The sequence below is a fragment of the Acinetobacter sp. CIP A162 genome (assembly GCF_000367905.1).
Taxonomy (GTDB): domain Bacteria; phylum Pseudomonadota; class Gammaproteobacteria; order Pseudomonadales; family Moraxellaceae; genus Acinetobacter; species Acinetobacter lwoffii.
This window is the reverse complement of the sequence record NZ_KB849161.1, coordinates 93,403-115,329: the sequence shown is the minus strand read 5'-3', so window position 1 is coordinate 115,329 and position 21,927 is coordinate 93,403. Positions and strand designations below refer to the sequence as shown.

The window sequence follows — 21,927 nt, the reverse complement described above, 5'->3', positions numbered from 1 at the left end:
TCACGAGATATAAAAAAGGCAGCTTAGGCTGCCTTTCATTTTAAACGCATGATTTATGCCGTTTTTTCAATACGGCAATAGAAGAAGCCGTCGCCTTGATCCGCTTTCGGTAACAATTGACGGCCATGAATCTGTTCGATGCCCCAATCGGCTTCGATTTTGATTTCTTTGGCATCGGCATGTTGAGCAAAGAACTCGACCATCTGTTGTTCATTTTCGGCTTTCAGAATTGAACAGGTGATGTACAGCAACGTACCACCAACTTTCAGTTGCTGCCACATATTTTCCAGAATCTGCTTTTGCAGATGTACCGTTTGCGGAATATCTGTAGAGTGACGTAGCAAGCGAATATCCGGATGACGACGGATCACACCAATTGCGGAACATGGTGCATCCAGCACGATACAATCCACCGACTCAGGTGCTGTCCAAGTGATCGCATCAGCCGCGATAATTTCAACTTCCGCATATTCAGTTAATAGTAAACGTTCCAGATTTTCTGCCACACGGACTAAACGTTTGGCATCCTGATCAATCGCATAAAGCTTTTTCGGGCTATATTTTTCCAGAATGTGCGCGGTCTTACCCCCTGGAGCGGCGCAGGCATCTACCACGACTTTGCCTTCAAGGTCAGGAACTAAGGTCGCACATAGCTGGGCATGTTCATCCTGAACCGAGAAACCACCGGCTTCATAGCCTGGCAGATTCGGAATATGGACATTCTGTTCCAGAACGATGCCAACTTCGGAAAGAGTGCAGGCACGCGCCTCATAACCTTCTTCTTCCAGAATTTCCAGATATTCATCGCGGCTGACCTGGTTGACATTGACACGCAAGGTGAGCGGCGCAATCTGTTTCAAGTCATGCGACAGTTCGGCAAGCTGTTCTGGCCAGTCTTTCTTTAAACGCTTGTAGAGCCAGCTTGGCAGACCATGCGCCTGATTTAAAGCCAGGTCAAATTCTTCTGTTTCACGTGAAACACGACGCAGAACGGCATTGACCAGACCGCTTAAAGGTTCAAAGCCCAGCTGTTTGGCTGCAGTCACGGTTTCTGAAATCGCAGCATGCGCCGGAATACGGGTACATAGAATCTGATACAAACCCAGATATAAGCAGCTTTCTAAAGCTTGGTTATCAAGAGGTTTGGTTAATAAAGGTAAAGTAATGGCTTTCAGGCCATGCCACTGACGTAAACAGCCCAAAGTTAACTCGTGATACAGACCACGGTCACGCTCAGACACGATGTTGATATGTTGATTGAGTACAGAAGCAAGTGATTGGCCGTTTTGTACAGCCAATAGGGTTTTTACAACTTGCGCGCGCAAATTCAAGTTTTTAGCTGATGATTGAATTTGGCTCATGCGAATTTATATCCTACCGATAGTTTTTGAGTTTGATTAATTTGAACAGCATTCAGGGCTTTGCCACCTGGCCATTGCAGATTGGTGATGCAAATAGCATGTTGATCACCACACATCACATGCACGCCATCTTTATCCAGGGCAATCACTTCACTAGGCAGGGCATTGCTTGCCTTTTGTGTGGAAAGTGATGAATTCCAGATGCGTAAATTGTTGCCGTCATCTAGCGGGGTGAATGCCACTGGCCAGGGATTAAAGGCACGAATATTACGGTCAATATCTGCTGCAGGCTGGGTCCAGTCAATTTGTGCTTCGGCTTTTGTCAGTTTATGCGCGTAGACAGTCAGATTTTCATCCTGAACTTCACGGGTCTCAAGATAGTGCTGTAAAGTCTGTTCCGATTCGAGCACGGCCACAATCGCCTCAGCACCTTGCAGCGCCAGTTTGTCATGCAGGCTGGCAGATGTATCTTCGGCGCTAATCGGGCACAGTGTTTTATACATCATGTCCCCGGTATCCAGACCGGCTGCCATTTTCATAATGGTCACACCTGTTTCGATATCGCCGGTAGCAATCGCGCGCTGAATCGGGGCTGCACCGCGCCAGCGTGGCAACAGCGAACCATGAATATTCAGGCAACCATATTTTGGCGTATCCAGAACCACTTGTGGCAGGATCAGGCCATAAGCTGCCACCACCATCACATCTGCATTTAAGGCTTTAAGTTCCGCTTGCGCCGCCAGACCTTCTTCAGTCGATGACTTGAAATGTAAAGGCTGATAGACCGAAAGATGATGTTCAAGCGCTAACTGCTTCACCGCAGATGCCGTGAGCTTTTGTCCACGTCCGGCCTTGCGGTCCGGTTGAGTATAGACCGCCACAATTTCATGTTCGGTTCTAAGCAACGCAGCCAATGCAGTCGCTGCAAATTCTGGTGTGCCTGCAAATATGATCTTCACACATGAAATTCCAAATAAACTTAAAAGCTATTATAAGCCAAAAGCCAAATTTCAGCCTAATCGTTGCAAAAACTTATCCGAGAAGCTTGGTGAGTGCTTGAATTTCAGTGGAATTTTTATATAAAAAAAACTCATGCAAATTGTAAAAATTATTCATGAAAGTTTTGTATTGTCCTGATGATGATGGCGGTATAGTAGATTTCATTAAGAAATTTTTATCGTCAGATCATCCAAATCTCTCTATAGACATTTTTGCCTGTATCTACACCCAAAAGGCCATCTTGTAAATCAAGGGCTTGTAGTATGATAGGTTTAAAATTCAACTGATTTAAGCTCCTTGTCAGTATGATTTAGCCAGAGTGGATCTGCCCGATTCATTGCAAGCTCAAACTTTGTTGGAAATATAAAATGCCTGACTATCGTTCAAAAACATCGACACACGGAAGAAATATGGCTGGCGCACGCGGTTTATGGCGTGCCACCGGCATGAAAGATGAAGATTTCGGTAAGCCGATTATTGCGGTGGTGAACTCGTTCACCCAGTTTGTACCGGGTCATGTGCATCTTAAAGACCTGGGTCAGCTGGTGGCACGTCAAATTGAAGCGTCAGGCGGCGTGGCCAAAGAATTCAATACTATTGCGGTCGATGACGGCATCGCGATGGGTCATGATGGCATGTTGTATTCATTGCCTTCGCGTGACCTGATTGCAGACTCGGTCGAGTACATGGTCAATGCCCATTGTGCCGATGCGATGGTATGTATCTCGAACTGTGACAAGATCACCCCAGGCATGTTAATGGCCGCGATGCGTCTGAACATTCCAGTAGTATTTGTCTCTGGCGGTCCAATGGAAGCGGGCAAGGTCAAAATCCGTGGCAATGAAAAAGCCATTGATCTGGTTGATGCCATGATTGTTGCAGCAGATGACAGCTTCACTGATGAAGAAGTTGCTGAATATGAACGTTCAGCTTGCCCAACCTGTGGTTCATGTTCAGGCATGTTTACCGCAAACTCGATGAACTGTTTGACTGAAGCACTTGGTTTATCGCTTCCGGGCAATGGTTCAACGCTGGCAACCCATGCCAACCGTAAAAAATTATTCGAGCGTGCGGGTCAATTGATTGTTGAAATCACTAAACGTCATTATGAGCAAAATGACTACAGCTTATTGCCACGTTCAATCGCGACCAAAGCAGCGTTTGAAAATGCGATGACTTTAGACATTTCCATGGGTGGTTCAACCAATACGGTTCTACATTTGTTGGCAGCAGCACACGAGGCAGAAGTCGACTTTACCATGACTGACATCGATCGTTTGTCACGTAATGTGCCAGTTCTTTGTAAGGTTGCGCCGGCGAAGCAGGACGTGCATATGGAAGATGTACACCGTGCCGGTGGCATCATGTCGATCCTGGGTGAACTGGATCGCGCGGGCTTGCTGGATACTTCTGTTCCAACCGTGCATGAAAAAACTTTAAAAGATGCCTTGGATAAATGGGACATCATCCGTACCGAAGATGAAGAGGTGTATCAATTCTTCAAATCGGCACCGGGCGGTGTTCCGACCCAGACCGCATTCTCGCAAGACCGTTACTATGCGCGCTTAGATGGTGACCGTGACAATGGCGTGATCCGTAATGCAGCCAATGCCTTCTCACAAGATGGTGGTCTAGCGGTACTTTACGGCAACATCGCGCTAGAAGGCTGTATCGTAAAAACTGCGGGTGTGGATGATTCAATCCTGAAATTCAACGGGACTGCACGTGTGTTTGAAAGTCAGGATGCTGCAGTTGAAGCCATTCTTGGCGGCAAAATCACTGCGGGTGATGTCGTCGTGATTCGCTATGAAGGTCCACGTGGTGGCCCGGGTATGCAGGAAATGCTGTATCCAACCAGTTACTTAAAATCGAAAGGTTTGGGTAAAGACTGCGCACTTTTAACGGATGGCCGTTTCTCGGGTGGTTCGTCTGGTCTGTCGATTGGTCACGTGTCGCCTGAAGCGGCTGAAGGCGGTGCAATTGGTCTGGTGGAAGATGGCGACCGTATCGAAATTGATATTCCAAACCGTACCATTCACCTGGCAGTGGATGATGCAACCATGGCAGCGCGCCGTGAAGCACAAGAAGCCAAAGGCTGGCAGCCTGCTGAACAGCGTCCGCGTAAAGTGTCTAAAGCACTGAAAGCGTATGCGATGCATACTACTAGTGCGTCGAAAGGTGCGGTACGTGATATCTAATTTGTAATTTTACAGATTTAAATAGCACTCCAGATGGGGTGCTTTTTTTATACAAGAAACTATCTTAAAATGAAAGAGGACTCCACCCGACAGTCAGGGTGGAGGTGAATTTCGTAAGTTTTTTAATTTAGCTTTAATTCGTTTTTATGTTAAAATAAAAGAAATATAACATTGTATTTAAATAAGTTTTAAAAAAAATGAAAATCAACAAGGCGTATAAATTTAGGCTTGAGCCTAATGAAGAGCAAGAGGTTATTTTAAACAATCTTGTTGGTTCTGCGCGTTTTGTTTGGAATCAAATTTTAGTTGTGTCATTTGAAATGTTTGCAAAGAATGAATTTATCAATGCAACCAATTTGGTGAATAAAATCACCAGTCTTAAAAAGAATCCTGAATATGCTTTTTTAGCAAATCATTCTAATGCTGTTTCCCTACAGCAAAAAATTCGTGATCTGGCTTCGGCTTGGACAAGGTTTTTCAATGCAAAAGAACATGCAAGATTAAAAGAAAATAAGCGTAAACCACGCAAGCCCAAATTCCTCAAACTCACTGATGGTTCTGAAATCCAGTTACGCCCACTGATGCCTAGATTTAAGAAAAAATCAGATGGTTACGATTCAATTAGATTGGTGCAATTTGATAAATATTGTCGAATTGAGGGTAATCGAGTTAAGCTGCCAAATGGCATAGGATTTGTGAAATTTAGAAAATCACAAGATATTCTAGGCACAATTAAGAATGTGACAATCAGTAAGAGATCAGGTCATTGGTATATTTCATTTGGCAGTGAAAAAGAGTTATTGGAAAATCCAGTACATCCATCCAAAACCGCAGTTGGTGTTGATTTAGGTGTCAAGAAATTAGTCACAACATCTGAGGGTGAGGTATTTAACCCAAAGAACAGTTTTAAAACCAACCAAATTAAATTAGCTAAACTTCAACGTAAGTTGAGCAAAAAAGTGAAGTTTAGTGAAAATTGGAAAAAGTTGAACACCACAATTAACAAGCTACATTATCATATTGCCAATATTCGGCATGACTACCTACATAAAGTCACGACAACTCTCAGCAAAAACCACGCAATGATCGTAGTTGAGGACTTAAAAGTAGCCAATATGTCGAAGTCAGCAAGTGGCACAATCGAGAAAAAAGGAAAGAATGTCAAAGCCAAGTCGGGCTTAAACAAGGCAATCCTAGATCAAGGTTGGTCAATGCTTGTTGATATGTTGGAGTACAAACAACAATGGCGAGGTGGTTTACTCGTTAAGATTGACCCGAAATACACAAGTCAAACGTGTAGCTCCTGCGGTCATGTTGCAAAAGAAAATAGGCTTACTCAGGCACATTTTGAATGTGTTGCGTGTGGCTTTAGCGAGAATGCGGATATTAACGCTTCTCGTAATATTTTGGCGGTGGGACACACCGTTTTGTCTGTGGAGGGTGGATGCGGTAAAGGTTGCCCGATGAAGCAGAAAGCAAGCGAAATCCGTGAGGAAGTCACCTAAGAGCTGATGCTTTTAGAATCCCCCACTTGAATAAAGTGAAAGTGGTGGGAGTATGTCAAACAATGGCCTTAAAATAAATTGTCCAAGACCGACACTTAAAATCGGTCATCGCCCAGGAAGAGAATAATGAGTAAAGATAATATCCGCGAGCATTCTGCCCCTGTTTATGAAGGTATTGAAAATGCACCGGCGCGTTCCATGATGCGTGCTACCGGTTTTAAAGATGCCGATTTTGAACGGCCATTTATTGGCATCGCTTCGACCTGGGCCAATGTCACGCCTTGTAATATGCATATTGATGGTCTGGCCAGAACCGTAGAGCAGGGCGTGAGTGCGGCGGGTGGCAAGGGCATTATCTTTAATACCATTACCATTTCAGATGGCATTTCCAATGGCACCGACGGCATGAAATATTCCCTGCTGTCACGGGAAGTGATCGCAGATTCGATTGAAACCGTGGTCGGCTGTCAGGCTTATGATGGTGTGATTGCCATTGGTGGCTGTGACAAAAATATGCCCGGCTGCATCATGGGATTGGCGCGCCTCAACCGTCCGGGGCTGTTTATTTATGGCGGAACCATCAAACCGGGTGAAGGTCATACCGACATGATTTCAGTGTTTGAAGCGGTGGGTCAATATGCCAAAGGTGAAATCAACGCGATTCAGGTCAAGCATATTGAAGAGGTTTCCTTGCCAGGTCCGGGTTCGTGTGGCGGTATGTACACGGCCAACTCGATGGCCTCTGCGATTGAAGCTTTAGGCATGAGCCTGCCGGGCTCTTCGGCACAGGAAGCGGTATCGGAAGACAAGCAAATTGACTGTGCCCGGGCCGGTGAAGCGGTGATGAACCTGTTGCGACTGGATATTAAGCCGCGCGACATCATGACCAAAGCCGCCTTTGAAAACTCGATTAAAGTCTTGATTGCGCTGGGTGGTTCGACCAATGGTGTACTGCATCTTTTAGCCATGGCACATACAGCAGGAGTGGAATTGAGTCTGGATGATTTCGTGCGGATTGGTAAAGATATTCCGGTGGTGGCCGACGTGCGTCCATCAGGTAAATATCTGATGTCAGAACTGATTGCGATTGGTGGAATTCAACCACTGATGAAGCGCATGCTGGATGCCGGCATGCTGGATGGCTCATGTCTGACGGTCACAGGTAAGACGCTGGCAGAAAATCTGGCCGATGTGCAGGACTATCCGGAAGGCCAGCAGATTATTCTGCCTTTTGATGCGCCAGTGAAAAAAGACTCACATCTGGTGATTCTAAAAGGCAATCTGTCACCGAAGGGCGCGGTCGCCAAAATTACCGGTAAGGAAGGACTGCATTTTGCTGGCCCGGCTCGCGTGTTTGAAGGTGAGCAGGGTGCCATGCGCGGTATTCTGGATGGCGAAGTCCAGCCGGGTGAAGTGGTGGTGATTCGTGGCGTTGGTCCCAAAGGTGGCCCGGGAATGCCAGAAATGCTGAAACCGACCTCTGCGATTATCGGGAAGGGCTTAGGCGCTTCAGTTGCCCTGATTACCGATGGACGCTTCTCGGGTGGCAGTCACGGTTTTGTGATTGGTCATGTCACCCCCGAAGCTTATGATGGCGGCCCGATTGGTCTGGTACAAAATGGCGACCAGATTTCAATTAATGCGGAAACCCGGGAAATGACCTGGCATGTGGATGAGCCGGAGATTGCAGCACGTCAAGCAGCCTGGATCAAACCAAAACCGAACTATACCCATGGAGCACTGGCCAAATTCGCCAAACTGACCTCAGGTGCAGAAACCGGGGCGGTCACTGACTTGAATCTTGACCTCTAATCCATTGTTAAACATTGAACATTTGTTTATCTTAATCGGGCGTAAGACCCTCACCGACAGTCAGGTGGGGGATACAAGCGAGTGGCGATAGCCATATTAAAGATAATGTTTTCTTGGTTTTATTGCTTATTTTTGCTATAATTCAAACACTACAATTCTTTTATAAACAATGATTTAATGAAGATTTTACAACACTACAAGTTTAGGCTTCTGCCTAACCAAGAACAGGAAATATTGCTTAATCAAGCAATAGGTTCTGCTCGTTTTGTGTGGAATCAAATTCTCGCTAAATCATTTGAAATGTTTGCTAAAGATGAATATATTCGTTACGAAAGCATTGAAAAAAAATTAGTACCCCTTAAAAAAACACCTGAATTTTCTTTTCTTGGTCAAACATATTCAGCTTGCTTACAGCAAAAAATACGTGATCTTGCTCAAGCATGGGGTAAGTTTTACAACAAAAAAGAACAAGCTCGTTTAAAGCAAAACAAGCGGAAACCACGTAAACCCAATTTTTTTAAATTGGCTGATGGTGGTGAGATTGAGCTTAGACCACTCATGCCAAGATTCAAGAAGAAATTAGATGGTGAGCAATCTTTTAGACTTCCATTTGCAGATTGTGAGGTTATTGGTGATCGAGTTTCTTTGCCTAAAAAAACAGGTTGGATAAGATTTAAAAAATCACAAGAAATTGTTGGTAAAATCACAAGTATTACAATTAAGAAAATTTGTGGGCTTTGGTATGTTTCATTTTTTACTAACCGTGAAATCGAACAACCAATTCATCCATCAAAATCTACAATTGGTGTTGATCTTGGTATTAAAAAATTAATTACAATATCAACAGGTCAGGTATTTGACCCAATCAATAGTTTTAAAGCCAATCAAGTAAAGTTGGCTAGGCTTCAACGCAAGTTGAGAAAGAAAACCGAATTTAGTCAAAATTGGAAAAAACTTAATTTAAGGATCAATAAATTACATCATCATATTGCCAATATTCGGCATGACTACTTGCACAAAGTCACGACAACTCTCAGCAAAAACCACGCAATGATCGTAGTTGAGGACTTAAAAGTAGCCAATATGTCGAAGTCAGCCAAAGGCTCAATCGAAGAAAAAGGAAAGAATGTTAAAGCTAAATCAGGCTTAAACAAATCAATCCTAGATCAAGGTTGGTCAATGCTTGTCAATATGTTGGAGTATAAGCAACAATGGCGAGGTGGTTTACTCGTTAAGATTGACCCTAGATATACAAGTCAGACTTGTAGTTCATGCGGTCATGTTGCAAAAGAAAATAGACCTACTCAGGCTAAGTTTGAGTGTGTTAGTTGTGGTTTTAGCGAGAATGCAGATATTAACGCTTCTCGTAACATTTTAGCGGTGGGACATACCGTTTTGTCTGTCGAGGGAAGATGCGGTAAAGATCGCCCTGTGAAGCAGAAAGCAAGTGAAATCCGTGAGGAAGTCACCTAAGAGCTTTTGCTTTTAGAATCCCCCACTTGAGCTAGTCGAAAGTGGCGGGAGTATGTCAAGACTTGATATAAGTTTTTACACCATGCAGGGCTTTGGCTCTGCGATCTTAAAAATAGATTATTCTGTACAGATTCAATTTTTTGAACTGCACACCGTCATCTTTGTCGAGGCCGAACTCATGTCCCTGTTACGCCGTTGGTTTGATCCAATCCGATCGAGTTGGTTTTACCAGAAACCAATCCGTCAAACGGTGTTATCTATTCAAGATGGGCTGAGTATCCATTTAAGACTGGATGATGTGTACAGCTATCTGGCGGTACAGCAGCTGCCCCAGCTCGAAGAAATTTTAAGTCCGCAGCTCAAGCCGCTGAAAGTAATTATTTCCAGTTCGCATGCAGCCCCCCCAAATCAGATGTCTTTTGATGAATGGCAGCACTACACCCTAAATGATGCCAAGATTCTGTCAAAACAGCATCGTTTCAGTTTTCATGATACGCCGGAATTACCGAGCGCTGAGGCCTTAAAACAGGCTGAACTGATTTTGCGGCATACACCTCTGCGTGGACAAGATTTCCTGTATTTGCTGGAAGATGTTTTCCATATGCTCTGGCAAAAACAGACCGGAAAATTACGAACCCTTTATGCCATGGCCAGTCGTCATCATCAGCCACAGGACTTTCCCGAACGTATTTTTGATCAGACCCCGATTCTGGCCAGCTATTTTAATTTAGGCGGTCGCCAGTATCAGGCAGTCGATGACCTGTTGCGTCTGACCCGGCGTCTGGAGCAGCAAAAACTGCTGACCGGTAATCCGATTTTTATGATCGATCACATTGAATGGCGTGAGCATCTGATCAGTGATGCTGAAGAGCTGAACGAGATCCAGTCGATGGATCCGGAACTGGACTTGTATCTCGCGCTGGAAGATCCGATTTCCTGGCTGCTCCTAGCTTACATCAAGGAAGAACTGGCGGATTATTATAATATCCAGCTGAATGTTTATCCCTTGTCCTATCGTGGCCGGGATGAGTTTGACTGGAGTCTGGCCACACGTTTATCCAAACGGACTGACGTAGAATTTACCCCGTTCTGCCGACCGACCGAGCAGGCGATCGCGCCAATGGCACAGTTATTTTATAGCTGTCCCGAGGAGCAGCGGATTGAGGCGATGTACCAGATCTTGCAGGCCGTCTGGACCCGTGGTGAAGACCTGTCTTATGCACCCCATTTCAAGCATTTGCAGCAACAGTTAAATATTGTAGATCTGACCCAGGACGATATTCTGGCCAAGCTGCAGGACAATGATATGCTGTGTGAAATGAAGTCGCAGCCGAATTTTCCGGTACTGGAACTGCGCATAGATGATCAAAGTTATACATTTAATAGCTTATATCGGGTCTGGATGATTGAAAGTATTTTCAGTAATGTGTTAGAAGAAAAGTATAAGAGTAATAATCAAACTGAAAGTGAACTGAAAAAACATGGAAAAGATCAAAGCTGAATCACTAGAACATGCACGTCAACAGATCGATGCCATTGATACAGCTTTAGTTGAGCTGATCGCTGCGCGTCAATTTTATGTTGATCAAACCACCCGTTTCAAAAAAACCGAAACCGATTTGCAGTCACCAGAACGTATGGAACAGATTGTAGAAAATGTTAGGGCATTGGCGCAAAAGCAGGGCCTCGATCAGGAGTTTATTGAACATCTATACCGTGAAATGTTCCAATACTTTATTCAACGTGAACTGAAAGAGTTTCGTCCTTAAACGGGCTCATTTCAGTTCAACTACGCCGGACGATCTTCAAGCTATGCAGGAGATCTTGCTGTAGCCATGGCGATTTTTAAGCACAACATCGCCTTTTTGCAAAAATAATTTATCCATAAAAAGCCCATTCAGCCAAGTGCCTAAAGCCTTGCCTGGACGGGCTTTGCACGGTTTTATAGAAATTATGGTAAAAAAAATAAATTGATTTTATTAAATATTTTTACAATGTAAGTTTGATTTAATTTAAAAAGTATATATATTGTATATACATCTTTTGCAAAGCAGTCTTTATTTTGGAGAGATAAGCAATGAGCGAGAAAATCAAAAAAATAAAGACAGGCAAGAAAGATGGACAACTTTTAATTCGTATTCAGAGTACGGAGCGTGATGAATTTATTCGTCTCTGCGAAGAACTGGATACTAGTGCTGCTCGTGAATTAAGAAAATTTATTCGTGGTTTTGTGAAACAACACAAGCCTAACGAATAGCCTTACTAGGGAGTAATACCATGGCTAAGCAAGTTAAATCTTTAAAGCAAGAAATCAAAGCACGTTTGAAAAAGATTTCAAAACATAAAGGCAAATTGAAGCAACTGAAGCAAGCGCTTAAAAAACAGAAATAAGCCAACGCGAATCAATTGCCAGTCACTTAAAACAGTTCATTCTAGACAGACTGTTTTAGGCTACAAAAAAGACCGAACATATATGTTCGGTCTTTTTGCTTGCAACAGGCTGTGCCCAGTCATCGCTGAATTTTATTTTTTATCGACCAGACTGAAGAACCAGTTTAAGAACAGGGCTGCAAACGTTGCCGTACCAATACCACCTAGATTGAAGCTACCAAAAGTCAGGGCAAAATCACCCGTACCTAAAATAATGGTCACCGCAGCCACCATCAGGTTCTTGTTCTGCGAAAAATCGACCTTGTTCTCAATCCAGATTTTGGCACCAGCAATAGTAATCAAACCAAAGACTATAATCGAAGCACCGGTCAGAATCGCCGTTGGAATAGTATGAATCACCGCACCAAACTTAGGCGATAAACCCAGGAACACAGCAAAGACACCCGCGACTGCAAAGATGATGGTCGAGTAAACCCGTGTCACGGCCATTACACCAATGTTTTCACCATAGGTGGTCATACCCGGCGCACCCACACCACCGGCTAAAGTGGTTGCAATACCATCTGCTACAAAGGCTTTACCAATATGCGGATCCAGGTTTTCACCGGTCATCGCGCCTACGGCTTTAATATGGCCCAGATTTTCTGCCACCAGAATCAAGGCAACTGGTGCGATGATCAGCATGGCATTGACTTCAAAGGTCGGTGCATGGAAGGTCGGTAAACCGAACCAGGCTGCTTGCTGGATTGGCAGGAAATTAATCGCAGTGCCATAACCCATGACATTGCTGAGCATGAAATAGATCAGATAGGCCAGTAACAGACCGACCAATAATAGCAGGCGTTGCAGCAGGCCTTTGGTAAAGACGGCAATCGAGCCCATGCACATCACGGTAACGAGAGACATCCACATATTAAAGGTGTTGCCCATGACGCTTTTAACCGTGACTGGAGCAAGGTTCAGGCCAATGATCATCACCACGGCACCGGTCACTACCGGTGGCATCAGCTTTTCGATCCAGCGGGTGCCCGTCGCCATGACCAGAAAGCCCATCAGCGCATAGAAGATGCCACATGCGATAATCCCGCCTGCTGCAACGCCAATATTCGGATTCAGTCCGCCACCACCCGCATAACCAGTTGCTGCGATGACCACACCAATAAAGGCAAAGCTTGAACCTAGATAACTTGGAACCCGGCCACCGGTGATTAAAAAGAACAGGATGGTACAGATCCCTGACATTAAAATTGCCAGGTTTGGATCAAAGCCCATTAAAAAAGGTGCCAGTACGGTTGCGCCAAACATGGCAAAGGCATGCTGTACACCCAAAACTACCGTTTGTGCGGGTGGCAAATACTCTGCGGTACCTACTGGTCGTGCATCGATACTGCCCTCATACGGGCGCCATTTGGGAAACCAACTGGACATAAAATGAGCACTCAAAAGATAAATTGTGCACATCATACTCCGGTTTTTTGGAAGTTTTAATCACTCCTTTCAACTTTTTGTTCAAGTTAATTCATTGACTTTTATTTATTTTTTATCAATTGGTAAATATTTTTAATATAAAAGTAGCGTTAAATCAGTGGATTAATCATATAGCTATGCTTAAAATTCACTCATAAAGATTTGTTATTTTAGTTATAAAAAATACGATGCAGTGAGTGGTTTTGGCCAATTCATGTACAAAAAAAGCACATCACCAGGATGTGCTTTGAATGCGAGGGCGAAAAATCAGCCGGTATTACGTAAACCGGCTGCAATGCCGGCAATGCTGACCATTAAGGCATGATCGACCGGGGTATTTTCAGCCTGCTGCTGTTCCAGATATAAACGGCGACGTTTCATCAGTTCAGCTTGCAGTAAGTGCAGCGGTAACAAATAGGGTTTACGTACTTTCATCGACTGATCCAGTACACCGTTACTGCTCAGGAGTTTCGATTCGCCTTTTAAGCTCAACAGGGTTTGTACAGCATCCTGCAAACGCTGACGCAGTTCTGTTCCCAGAACTTTAAGATCTTCATCCTGAGTCAAATGCGATTCATAATATAGCGCCACATTGGCATCGGCTTTGGACAGTACCATTTCCAGCATATCAATCAGGGTCTGAAAATACGGCCACTCTGCCAGCATCTCATCCAGTACCGTGCGTTGTCCCTGATCCAGTACCGCATTTAATGCAGCACCGGTACCGAGCCAGGCCGGTAACATCAGGCGAATCTGGGTCCAGGCAAAGACCCAGGGAATCGCTCGCAGTGATTCAATCCCACCACTGACTTTACGTTTCGCCGGCCGTGAACCCAGTGGCAGCATTTGCAGTTCAAGTTCTGGCGTGACGGTACGCAGGTATTTCACAAAATGCGGATTTTCCCGGACGGTCTGGCGATAGACCTGCACCGATAGCTCGGTCATTTGATGCATCAAGTCGCGCCATTCCTGTTTGGGTTCAGGTGGCGGGAGTAAGGTCGCTTCCAGTGTTGCAGCGGTATAAATTTCCAGATTCTGCAGGGCGATTTCTTCCAGACCGAATTTGAAACGGATCATTTCGCCCTGTTCAGTCACCCGGATCGCACCTGAAATCGACCCTGGCGGTTGAGAGAAGAGTGCCTGCTGGGTTGGCGCACCGCCACGGCTAATTGAACCGCCACGACCATGGAACAGGGTCAATTGCACGCCATGTTGTTGGGCAACTGCGGTCAGTTCTTCCTGGGCACGATATTGGGCCCAGTTGGCCGACATAAAACCAGCATCCTTGGCAGAATCCGAATAGCCAATCATGACCTCATGTTTGCCCTGAATATGCTGTTTGTACCAGTGCATATTGAACAGGGTCGACATGGTTGCGGCTGCGCCATCCAGATCTTTTAAGGTTTCAAACAGGGGAACCACCCGTAGCGCCTGCTTGATGCCGGCTTCTTTCTGTAGCAATAAAACCGCCAGCACATCACTTGGATATTCCGCCATCGAGATGATATAAGCACCCAGAGATTCGCTCGGTTGCTCGGCTAGCGTACGCATGGTGGCAAACACTTCCTGTACATCCGGATGTTCAATCAGGCTGCCTGCTGGCTCATTCAGATGTTTTGGCAGCAACGGACGTTTGCTTTGCAGCTCTTGCAGTAAAAAGTTTTGCCGTGCCTGTTCAGTCCAGGTTTCAAAATTCCCCAGTCCTAAATATTCGGTAATCGCAGAAATCGCCTGACGGTGACGACCCGATTCCTGGCGGATATCTAGTTTTAGCAGTTCGATCCCAAAACTGTTGACCCGGTAAATAAAGTCCAGCAGGCTGCCATTGGCAATTTCGGCCAGATTGCAGTCCATCAGTGAACGGTAGCAGGTCAGGAGCGGTTGTAAAAGTTCATCTTTACTTTTAATCACCAGACTGTCATCGGCATCATTGCCTTTTAATTTTTCTGCCAGCCAGTGACGGGTGGCTTTCAGGCGGGTACGGGTATCACGTAAATATTCACGATAAGGTTCAGGATGGGGCTGGCCCAAGGCTTCAGAAATTTCCGGACTGCATTGCTGAATGGACAGTTCCCAGCGCAGGTTTTCAATATCGCGTACATAGAGATCGGCTGCTTTCCAGCGCGACAGCCACAGTACTTCCTGAGTGACGGTGTGGGTGACATTGGGGTTGCCATCGCGGTCACCACCCATCCATGAGGCAAAACGTACGGGTGCGACATCTAAGGGCAGGTTCTGGCCACATTGCGCTTGCACCATGCCATTTAGTTCACGGATAAATTTCGGTACTGCATTCCATAAGGTTTGCTCAATGGTGGTAAAACCCCATTTGGCTTCATCGATCGGAGTCGGGCGATGCTGACGGATTTCATCGGTTTGCCAGGCGGAGCTGATCAGCTGTTTCAGATCGGCCAGAACTGCCTGACGTTCACGTGGAGTCAGTTTCTGCTGGTCAAATTTGGACAGGGCATTATTGATACCGTCATATTTTTGAATCAGGGTACGGCGGCTGACTTCTGTGGGATGCGCGGTCAGAACCAGTTCAATTTTCAGTTCACAGATTTGCTGATACAGCGTATCGGCAGAAATCTCCTGCTGTTTAAATTTTTCAAATAAAGGCACCAGAGGATTGGGCGATTCTGCAGTGTCATCAAACTCGCTCTGACGGCGACGACGTACCACATGATATTGTTCGGCAATATTGGCAAAGTTTAAAAAGTGGGTAAAGGCGCGGGTCAGCGGCAGGATTTCTGCATCTTCCAGACTCAAAAATAATTGTTCTAGCTGTTTTTCTGCTTCGACCTGTCCATCACGTGCGCCTTTAGATAAAGCACGAATCTGCTCAATCTGATTAAACAAATCCTGCCCCGCATGTAATTTTAAGGTTTCCCCCAGCAAATTACCCAGTAAGCGTACGTCTTCGCGTAGTGGTGCATCAATCTGTTGAATCATTTTTTATTCCCTCACATGCATGCTTTGACTATACCGCGACTGCATGACAATCCAAGTCCCTTAGAGACAAAAGTTGCAGAGCATTGGCTGCTTTTTTAGCAAATTTTAGGCCACATATGGTTATCGGCGATCAGTCCGAAGGAAAGGAGTTAATCCGGCAGGGCATATTTCAGCATAAACAGTTCAATGGCCTCGTTAATGATCTGTTGCTGTTCTGCGCTTGAAGGGGGAAGGCTGAGACCCAGCAGGATTTTCTGATGACGGGTTCCGGTCAGCAGGGATACGATCAGCTCGGTCTGTTTTTCTGGAAGATCGACCTGAATAAAGCGGTACTGCTGGGCCAGGGCAAAGAAATCATTCCAGACTGCATCCAGTTTGCTATGCGAGGCCTGATAAAACTGTTCGGTCAACGGACTTTGCTGCGAGGCCAGTTCCATCAGCAACAGATCCAGTTTGATCGCTTCAGGTAAATGAAGAATATTTAAAGCGCGCTGACAGGCCTGATAAAACTCCTGCGCAAAGTCACTGCTCGGCTGCAAGAGCTGAGGATGTTCATGCAGAATGGCTTCACAGGTATCCTCAATCGCACAGCTAAACAGGGTGGCCTTGTCCTGAAAATGGTTATACACCGTCAGCTTGGTGACTCTTGCCTCACGTGCAATCTGGTTCATGCTGGAAGCATGATAGCCATGTGCTAAAAATAAGCTTTTGGCCGCGCTGAGTATGCGCTGACGCTTTTCCAGATCCTTGGGTCGTCCTACAGGTATTTGCACAATCTCTTCCAAAAAAAGTCAACACGGTCATTGCTTTGATGATTCAGTTGTAATTAGTGTACCGGGTGGTATATTAATTAAAAAACAAGCAATTCAATATATCAGCATAGTTTGCCCTAAAAAAGACGATCAGATAAGAGCGGATAAGATGAGCAGGATTTACAGCATATTGGCTGGCATGGTGGTGCTTTGCAGCGTGACCTTAACCGGGTGCAGCAAAGATACTGCTGCCGCAGGGCAGGAAGTTCCCTTTGTCATGGTGGCCACACCCACCACTTCACAGCATGAACTAAAAAGTTATGCCGGTGATGTGCAGGCACGACAGCAAACGGCACTGGCATTTCGGGTAGCGGGTCAGGTGACCCAGCGTTTCGTCGATGTGGGTGACCAGGTCAAAGTCGGGCAAGTCCTGGCAACTCTGGATGTCAAAGATGCCCAGCTGCAGCTGAATGCAGCACGTGCCCAGCTGGAAAGTGCACAGTCTGCCAGTAAGATTGCTCAAGACGAACTACAACGTTTCAAGCAGTTATTGCCATCCAATGCCGTGAGCCGCTCACAATATGACGCGATCGAAAACCAGTACAAGACCGCCATGTCAAATCTGAAGCAGGCACAATCCAACTATGATACCGCTAAAAACCAAACTGCTTATAACCAGCTGATTGCCACTAGAAACGGCGTGATCACTGCGCGCAATATTGAAACAGGTCAGGTGGTTGCTGCCGGGCAGGTGGTGTATGAACTGGCAATTGCCGGCGAGCGTGAAGTGGTGATTGGGGTGCCGGAACAGGCTATTTCGGAGATCAAGGTGGGACAGACAGCCACAGTGACATTATGGTCCAAACCTGAAGAAAAATTTGCCGCTTTTGTTCGCGAGATTTCACCGGCAGCGGACCAGTCGCGTACCTTCAGGGTTAAAGTTTCCTTACGTGAAGGCAATGGCCAGATCCAGTTGGGACAAAGTGCCCGGGTATTTTTTCAGCATAGCCGCGATAATATGCTTAGTGTGCCGTTATCCAGTGTCTCGGCAACGGATCAGCAGGCTTATGTCATGGTGGTCCAGCCGGATCATACCTTACGTAAAGTCCCGGTCCAGCTCGGTGCCTATGGCCGGGACAGTGTTCCTGTACTCAGTGGCCTCAAGCCGGAAGACTATGTGGTGATTGGCGGCGTACATCTGCTGCGTAACCAGCAAAAAATCAATCCGATTGATCGTGAAAACCGTCGTGTGACCATTCAGGCAGGGGGTTAAGCATGAACTTTAACCTGTCGGAATGGGCGTTAAAAAATAAAGGTCTGGTGCTGTATTTTATGATCCTGCTGGGTCTGATCGGCATCGTCTCTTATTCCAAACTGTCACAAAGTGAAGATCCGCCTTTTACCTTTAAAGTCATGGTAATCCAGACCTACTGGCCCGGTGCCAGTGCCAAAGAAGTATCCCTACAGGTTACTGACCGGATTGAAAAGGAACTGATGACCACGGGACAGTATGACCGTATCATGGCCTATTCGCGTCCGGGCGAATCCATGGTGACTTTTGTTGCCAAGGATTCCCTGGCTTCGAAAGATGTCGCGGATGTCTGGTATAACGTGCGCAAGAAGGTGGGCGATATCCGGCATGAATTGCCACAAGGGGTACAAGGTCCATTCTTTAATGATGAATTTGGCGATACCTTTGGCAATATTTATGTGCTCAAGGGTAAAGATTTTGACTATGCGACCCTCAAGGAATACGCCGACCGCTTACAGCTGCAACTGCAACGGGTCAAAGATGTTGCCAAAGTTGAGCTGATTGGCCTGCAAGACCAGAAAATCTGGATTGAGATTTCCAACACCAAAGCCATTCAGCTGGGTGTTCCAGTCAGCGCCATTCAGCAGGCCTTACAGCAGCAAAATGCCATGAGCAATGCCGGATTTTTTGAAACCGGTTCAGACCGGATTCAGGTTCGGGTCAGCGGTGCTTTAAGCAGTGTCGAACAATTACAGCAACTGCCACTTCTGGTAAATGGCAAGACCATTCAGCTGGGAGATGTCGCAGAAGTCTATCGAGGCTTTAGTGATCCGGCACAGCCCCGGATGCGCTTTATGGGCGAAAACGGCATTGGTATTGCTGTATCGATGCGTAAGGGTGGGGACATCATTGCCTTGGGTAAAAATCTAGAACAGGAATTCGCCCGCCTGCAAAAAGCCCTGCCACTTGGCATGGAGCTGCAAAAAGTCTCGGACCAGCCGGTGGCGGTCAAACGCAGCATTAACGAATTTATGAAAGTGCTGGCAGAAGCGGTGATTATCGTATTGCTGGTCAGTTTTTTCTCGCTCGGTTTCCGAACCGGTCTGGTGGTAGCTTTCTCGATTCCGCTGGTGCTGGCCATGACCTTTGCCGGTATGCAGCTGTTTGATGTCGGACTGCATAAAATTTCCCTGGGGGCCCTGATTCTGGCCCTCGGTCTTTTGGTTGATGATGCCATTATCGCGATTGAAATGATGGCGATTAAGATGGAGCAGGGTTATAGCCGTTTACAGGCGGCCGGGCATGCCTGGCGCACCACGGCTTTTCCTATGCTGACCGGGACCCTGATTACCGCTGCCGGTTTTCTGCCGATCGCCACTGCAGCTTCGAGTACCGGGGAATATACCCGTTCGATTTTCCAGGTAGTGACCATTGCATTGCTGGTATCTTGGCTGGCCGCGGTACTGTTTGTGCCATATTTAGGCGATAAACTTCTACCGGATTTCAACAAAGATTTAATTCAAAAAGCGCCGTGGTACCAGCGTCTCTGGGCACGTCTGCGCAAACAGCCAGAACCTCAGCCGATTGTGCATCACGCCGGTAAACATTATGACCCCTATCAAACCCGGTTTTATCGGGGTTTTCGCCGTTGGGTCGATGCCTGTGTGACCTATCGTAAAACTGTCATTGCTGCCACGGTCGGAATTTTTATTCTGTCTATTTTAATGTTTAAGCTGGTGCCGCAGCAGTTTTTCCCGCCCTCGAACCGGGCTGAAATTCTGGTGGATCTCAAACTTGAAGAAGGTGCATCACTGAAGGCCACTGAAGCTGCAGTAAAAAAAGTCGAAGCCTTTTTATCAAAACAAGAGGGCATTGATAACTATGTGGCTTATGTTGGGATGGGATCGCCGCGTTTCTATTTACCGCTGGATCAGCAGCTGCCGCAAACCAGTTTTGCCCAGTTTGTGGTGCTGGCATCCTCTTTGGAAGATCGTAACGAAATCCGTCAATCCTTGAGTGACCAGATTCGGCTGTTATTACCGGAAGTCCGTACCCGGGTGTCCCTGCTGGAAAATGGCCCTCCAGTCGGTTATCCATTGCAGTTCCGGGTCTCTGGTGAAGATCTGGGACTGGTTCGTGAATGGGCGCAGAAAGTCGCCGCAACCGTGGGCGAAAATCCGAATACCACCAATGTACATCTAGACTGGGGTGAGCCGAGCAAAGTCATCAAACTGGAGATCGATCAGGATCGTGCCCGTCAGTTGGGCGTGACTAGCAGCGAACTGGCCAATGTGCTGAACAGCTCGATTTTGGGGGCCGGCATTGATCAGTATCGGGAAAAGCGTGAACTGATTGAAATCCGTTTACGTGGTGCGCAGGCTGAACGCGTTGATGTCGCTTCTTTAAGCAGTCTGGCGATACCGACGTCACGTGGTACTTCGGTACCGTTGGCACAGCTTGCCAACATTGAATATAGCTTTGAAGAAGGCTTGATCTGGCATCGGAATCGTTTACCGACCATCACGGTGCGTGCCGATATTCGCACGGCCTTACAGCCGGCCACTGTGGTGAATGAATTACACGATTCACTGCACCAACTTCGAGCTGAGTTGCCGAATGGCTATCTGCTGGAAGTCGGCGGCACGGTCGAAGAATCCGCACGTGGCCAGAACTCGGTCAATGCCGGCATGCCTTTATTCCTGGCGGTGGTGATGACCCTGTTAATGATTCAGCTCAAGAGCATCTCACGGGCCTTTATTGTATTCCTGACCGCACCTTTAGGCATTATCGGGGTGGTGTTATTCCTGTTACTTTTCAATAAACCTTTTGGTTTTGTGGCCATGCTCGGGACGATTGCGCTTTCTGGAATGATCATGCGAAATTCCCTGATTCTGATTGACCAGATCGAGCAGGATATTCAGGCCGGAGAATCCCCATGGGATGCCATTATCAATGCCACAGTCCGCCGTTGTCGCCCGATTGTCTTGACCGCATTGGCCGCTGTTTTAGCCATGATTCCCTTGTCCCGCAGTATTTTTTTCGGGCCGATGGCAGTGGCCATTATGGGTGGTTTAATTGTGGCGACACTTCTGACCCTGTTTTTCCTGCCTGCCTTATATGCACAATGGTTTAAAGTGAAAAAAAGTTTAAATTCTGTTTAAAATTGTCATAATTTCAGGTGCGAAATATTGAAATTTTCAATATAGTAGCAGCTGAGATTTTTATAATTTAAAAAAATAAGTAACTACTGCATTGGCCGAACTGCCAATCCGGTAATGAGGTTAAACCAACATGACTCAAACTACATTAACCAAGATGCGACGTTCCGTAGCGATGGCTTATGTCTTCATGTTTTTGGCCTTATTTACCCTGTTTAGTGGACTTTTTGCCTACTGGTTGGCCCGTAAAGTGACACAAGTCGATTATGCCGAAGTCTGGTTACAGGCGCAGGCCTTGTGGATCATGCGAAATATCGTGATTTATACCATTTTGGCGCTCTTTGCTGCGCTGTGGTTTATTCCGCTGTTTTTCTTTGCCTGGGACAGCCAGTTATGGGTCAAGGCCTGTGTCGTGACCGGGGTGATTTTCAGCTTTATTGCCTTTATTTTCCTGCTCAATGCCTGGTTTAAAGGCCTGCATAAATTCTCTCAAAATAAAGCTGTGTTCTAAAGCATATAATTTTTTTCATATTTCCCCTTGTAAAATCAGGTTTGACCCCAATTTCAGACCTCAGTTGAATATTAAACAAAATTCCGTGAGGAGCAT

The 21,927-nt window shown here is 46.2% G+C and carries 15 protein-coding genes; 10 read left to right on the top strand and 5 right to left on the bottom strand.

What is annotated here, in order from left to right; all coding sequences use genetic code 11:
• Positions 1–53: 53 nt before the first annotated feature.
• Both rsmB and fmt read right to left on the bottom strand, forming a co-directional pair.
• Positions 54–1,361 (bottom strand): 16S rRNA (cytosine(967)-C(5))-methyltransferase RsmB, encoded by a 1,308-nt coding sequence (gene rsmB / locus F995_RS15400; protein WP_004647692.1) that lies wholly within the window; start codon positions 1,359–1,361, stop codon positions 54–56.
• Positions 1,358–2,320: a methionyl-tRNA formyltransferase gene (gene fmt, locus F995_RS15395; RefSeq protein WP_004647691.1), complete on the bottom strand. Its 963-nt coding sequence runs from the start codon at positions 2,318–2,320 to the stop codon at positions 1,358–1,360. Before fmt ends, rsmB begins: the two co-directional genes overlap by 4 nt.
• A 408-nt stretch (positions 2,321–2,728) precedes the next feature.
• Between fmt and ilvD (F995_RS15390) the strand changes: the two genes are divergently transcribed.
• The 7 genes from ilvD (F995_RS15390) (at position 2,729) to F995_RS15360 (ending at position 11,605) form a co-directional block, all read left to right on the top strand.
• Positions 2,729–4,558 (top strand): dihydroxy-acid dehydratase, encoded by a 1,830-nt coding sequence (gene ilvD, locus F995_RS15390; RefSeq protein WP_026055737.1) that lies wholly within the window; start codon positions 2,729–2,731, stop codon positions 4,556–4,558.
• Between the two features lie 197 nt (positions 4,559–4,755).
• The gene (locus F995_RS15385) at positions 4,756–6,063 is read left to right on the top strand and encodes an RNA-guided endonuclease InsQ/TnpB family protein (protein WP_004647689.1); all 1,308 of its coding nucleotides are present in this window, start codon (positions 4,756–4,758) and stop codon (positions 6,061–6,063) included.
• A 126-nt stretch (positions 6,064–6,189) separates the two neighbouring features.
• A complete protein-coding gene (ilvD, locus tag F995_RS15380; protein WP_004647688.1) occupies positions 6,190–7,875 on the top strand; it encodes a dihydroxy-acid dehydratase in 1,686 nt (561 codons plus the stop codon).
• 177 nt (positions 7,876–8,052) lie between these two features.
• Complete coding sequence (locus F995_RS15375) at positions 8,053–9,348, top strand: RNA-guided endonuclease InsQ/TnpB family protein (RefSeq protein WP_004647687.1); 1,296 nt, start codon at positions 8,053–8,055, stop codon at positions 9,346–9,348.
• A 178-nt stretch (positions 9,349–9,526) separates the two neighbouring features.
• On the top strand, positions 9,527–10,849 hold the full coding sequence (locus F995_RS15370; RefSeq protein WP_026055738.1) for a hypothetical protein: 1,323 nt from the start codon (positions 9,527–9,529) through the stop codon (positions 10,847–10,849).
• Entirely contained in the window at positions 10,830–11,117 is a 288-nt protein-coding gene (locus tag F995_RS15365; RefSeq protein ID WP_004647685.1) for a chorismate mutase, read from the top strand. Before F995_RS15370 ends, F995_RS15365 begins: the two co-directional genes overlap by 20 nt.
• A gap of 308 nt (positions 11,118–11,425) precedes the next feature.
• Positions 11,426–11,605, top strand: a complete 180-nt coding sequence (locus F995_RS15360) for a hypothetical protein (protein ID WP_004647684.1) — start codon at positions 11,426–11,428, stop codon at positions 11,603–11,605.
• A 266-nt stretch (positions 11,606–11,871) separates the two neighbouring features.
• On the opposite strand, the gene F995_RS15355 is transcribed toward F995_RS15360, so the two are convergent.
• From F995_RS15355 to F995_RS15345, 3 genes are all read right to left on the bottom strand, one after another.
• Positions 11,872–13,167: a solute carrier family 23 protein gene (locus tag F995_RS15355; RefSeq protein ID WP_004647682.1), complete on the bottom strand. Its 1,296-nt coding sequence runs from the start codon at positions 13,165–13,167 to the stop codon at positions 11,872–11,874.
• A gap of 306 nt (positions 13,168–13,473) precedes the next feature.
• Positions 13,474–16,158 (bottom strand): phosphoenolpyruvate carboxylase, encoded by a 2,685-nt coding sequence (gene ppc, locus F995_RS15350; protein ID WP_004647681.1) that lies wholly within the window; start codon positions 16,156–16,158, stop codon positions 13,474–13,476.
• Between the two features lie 149 nt (positions 16,159–16,307).
• Positions 16,308–16,931: a TetR/AcrR family transcriptional regulator gene (locus F995_RS15345; RefSeq protein ID WP_004647680.1), complete on the bottom strand. Its 624-nt coding sequence runs from the start codon at positions 16,929–16,931 to the stop codon at positions 16,308–16,310.
• A gap of 148 nt (positions 16,932–17,079) precedes the next feature.
• On the opposite strand from F995_RS15345, the gene F995_RS15340 reads away from it, so the two are divergent.
• From F995_RS15340 to F995_RS15330, 3 genes are all read left to right on the top strand, one after another.
• The gene (locus F995_RS15340; protein ID WP_004280850.1) at positions 17,080–18,183 is read left to right on the top strand and encodes an efflux RND transporter periplasmic adaptor subunit; all 1,104 of its coding nucleotides are present in this window, start codon (positions 17,080–17,082) and stop codon (positions 18,181–18,183) included.
• Between the two features lie 2 nt (positions 18,184–18,185).
• Positions 18,186–21,323 (top strand): efflux RND transporter permease subunit, encoded by a 3,138-nt coding sequence (locus F995_RS15335; RefSeq protein ID WP_004280852.1) that lies wholly within the window; start codon positions 18,186–18,188, stop codon positions 21,321–21,323.
• 130 nt (positions 21,324–21,453) lie between these two features.
• Positions 21,454–21,831, top strand: a complete 378-nt coding sequence (locus tag F995_RS15330; RefSeq protein WP_004280853.1) for a hypothetical protein — start codon at positions 21,454–21,456, stop codon at positions 21,829–21,831.
• The last annotated feature ends 96 nt before the right edge of the window (positions 21,832–21,927 follow it).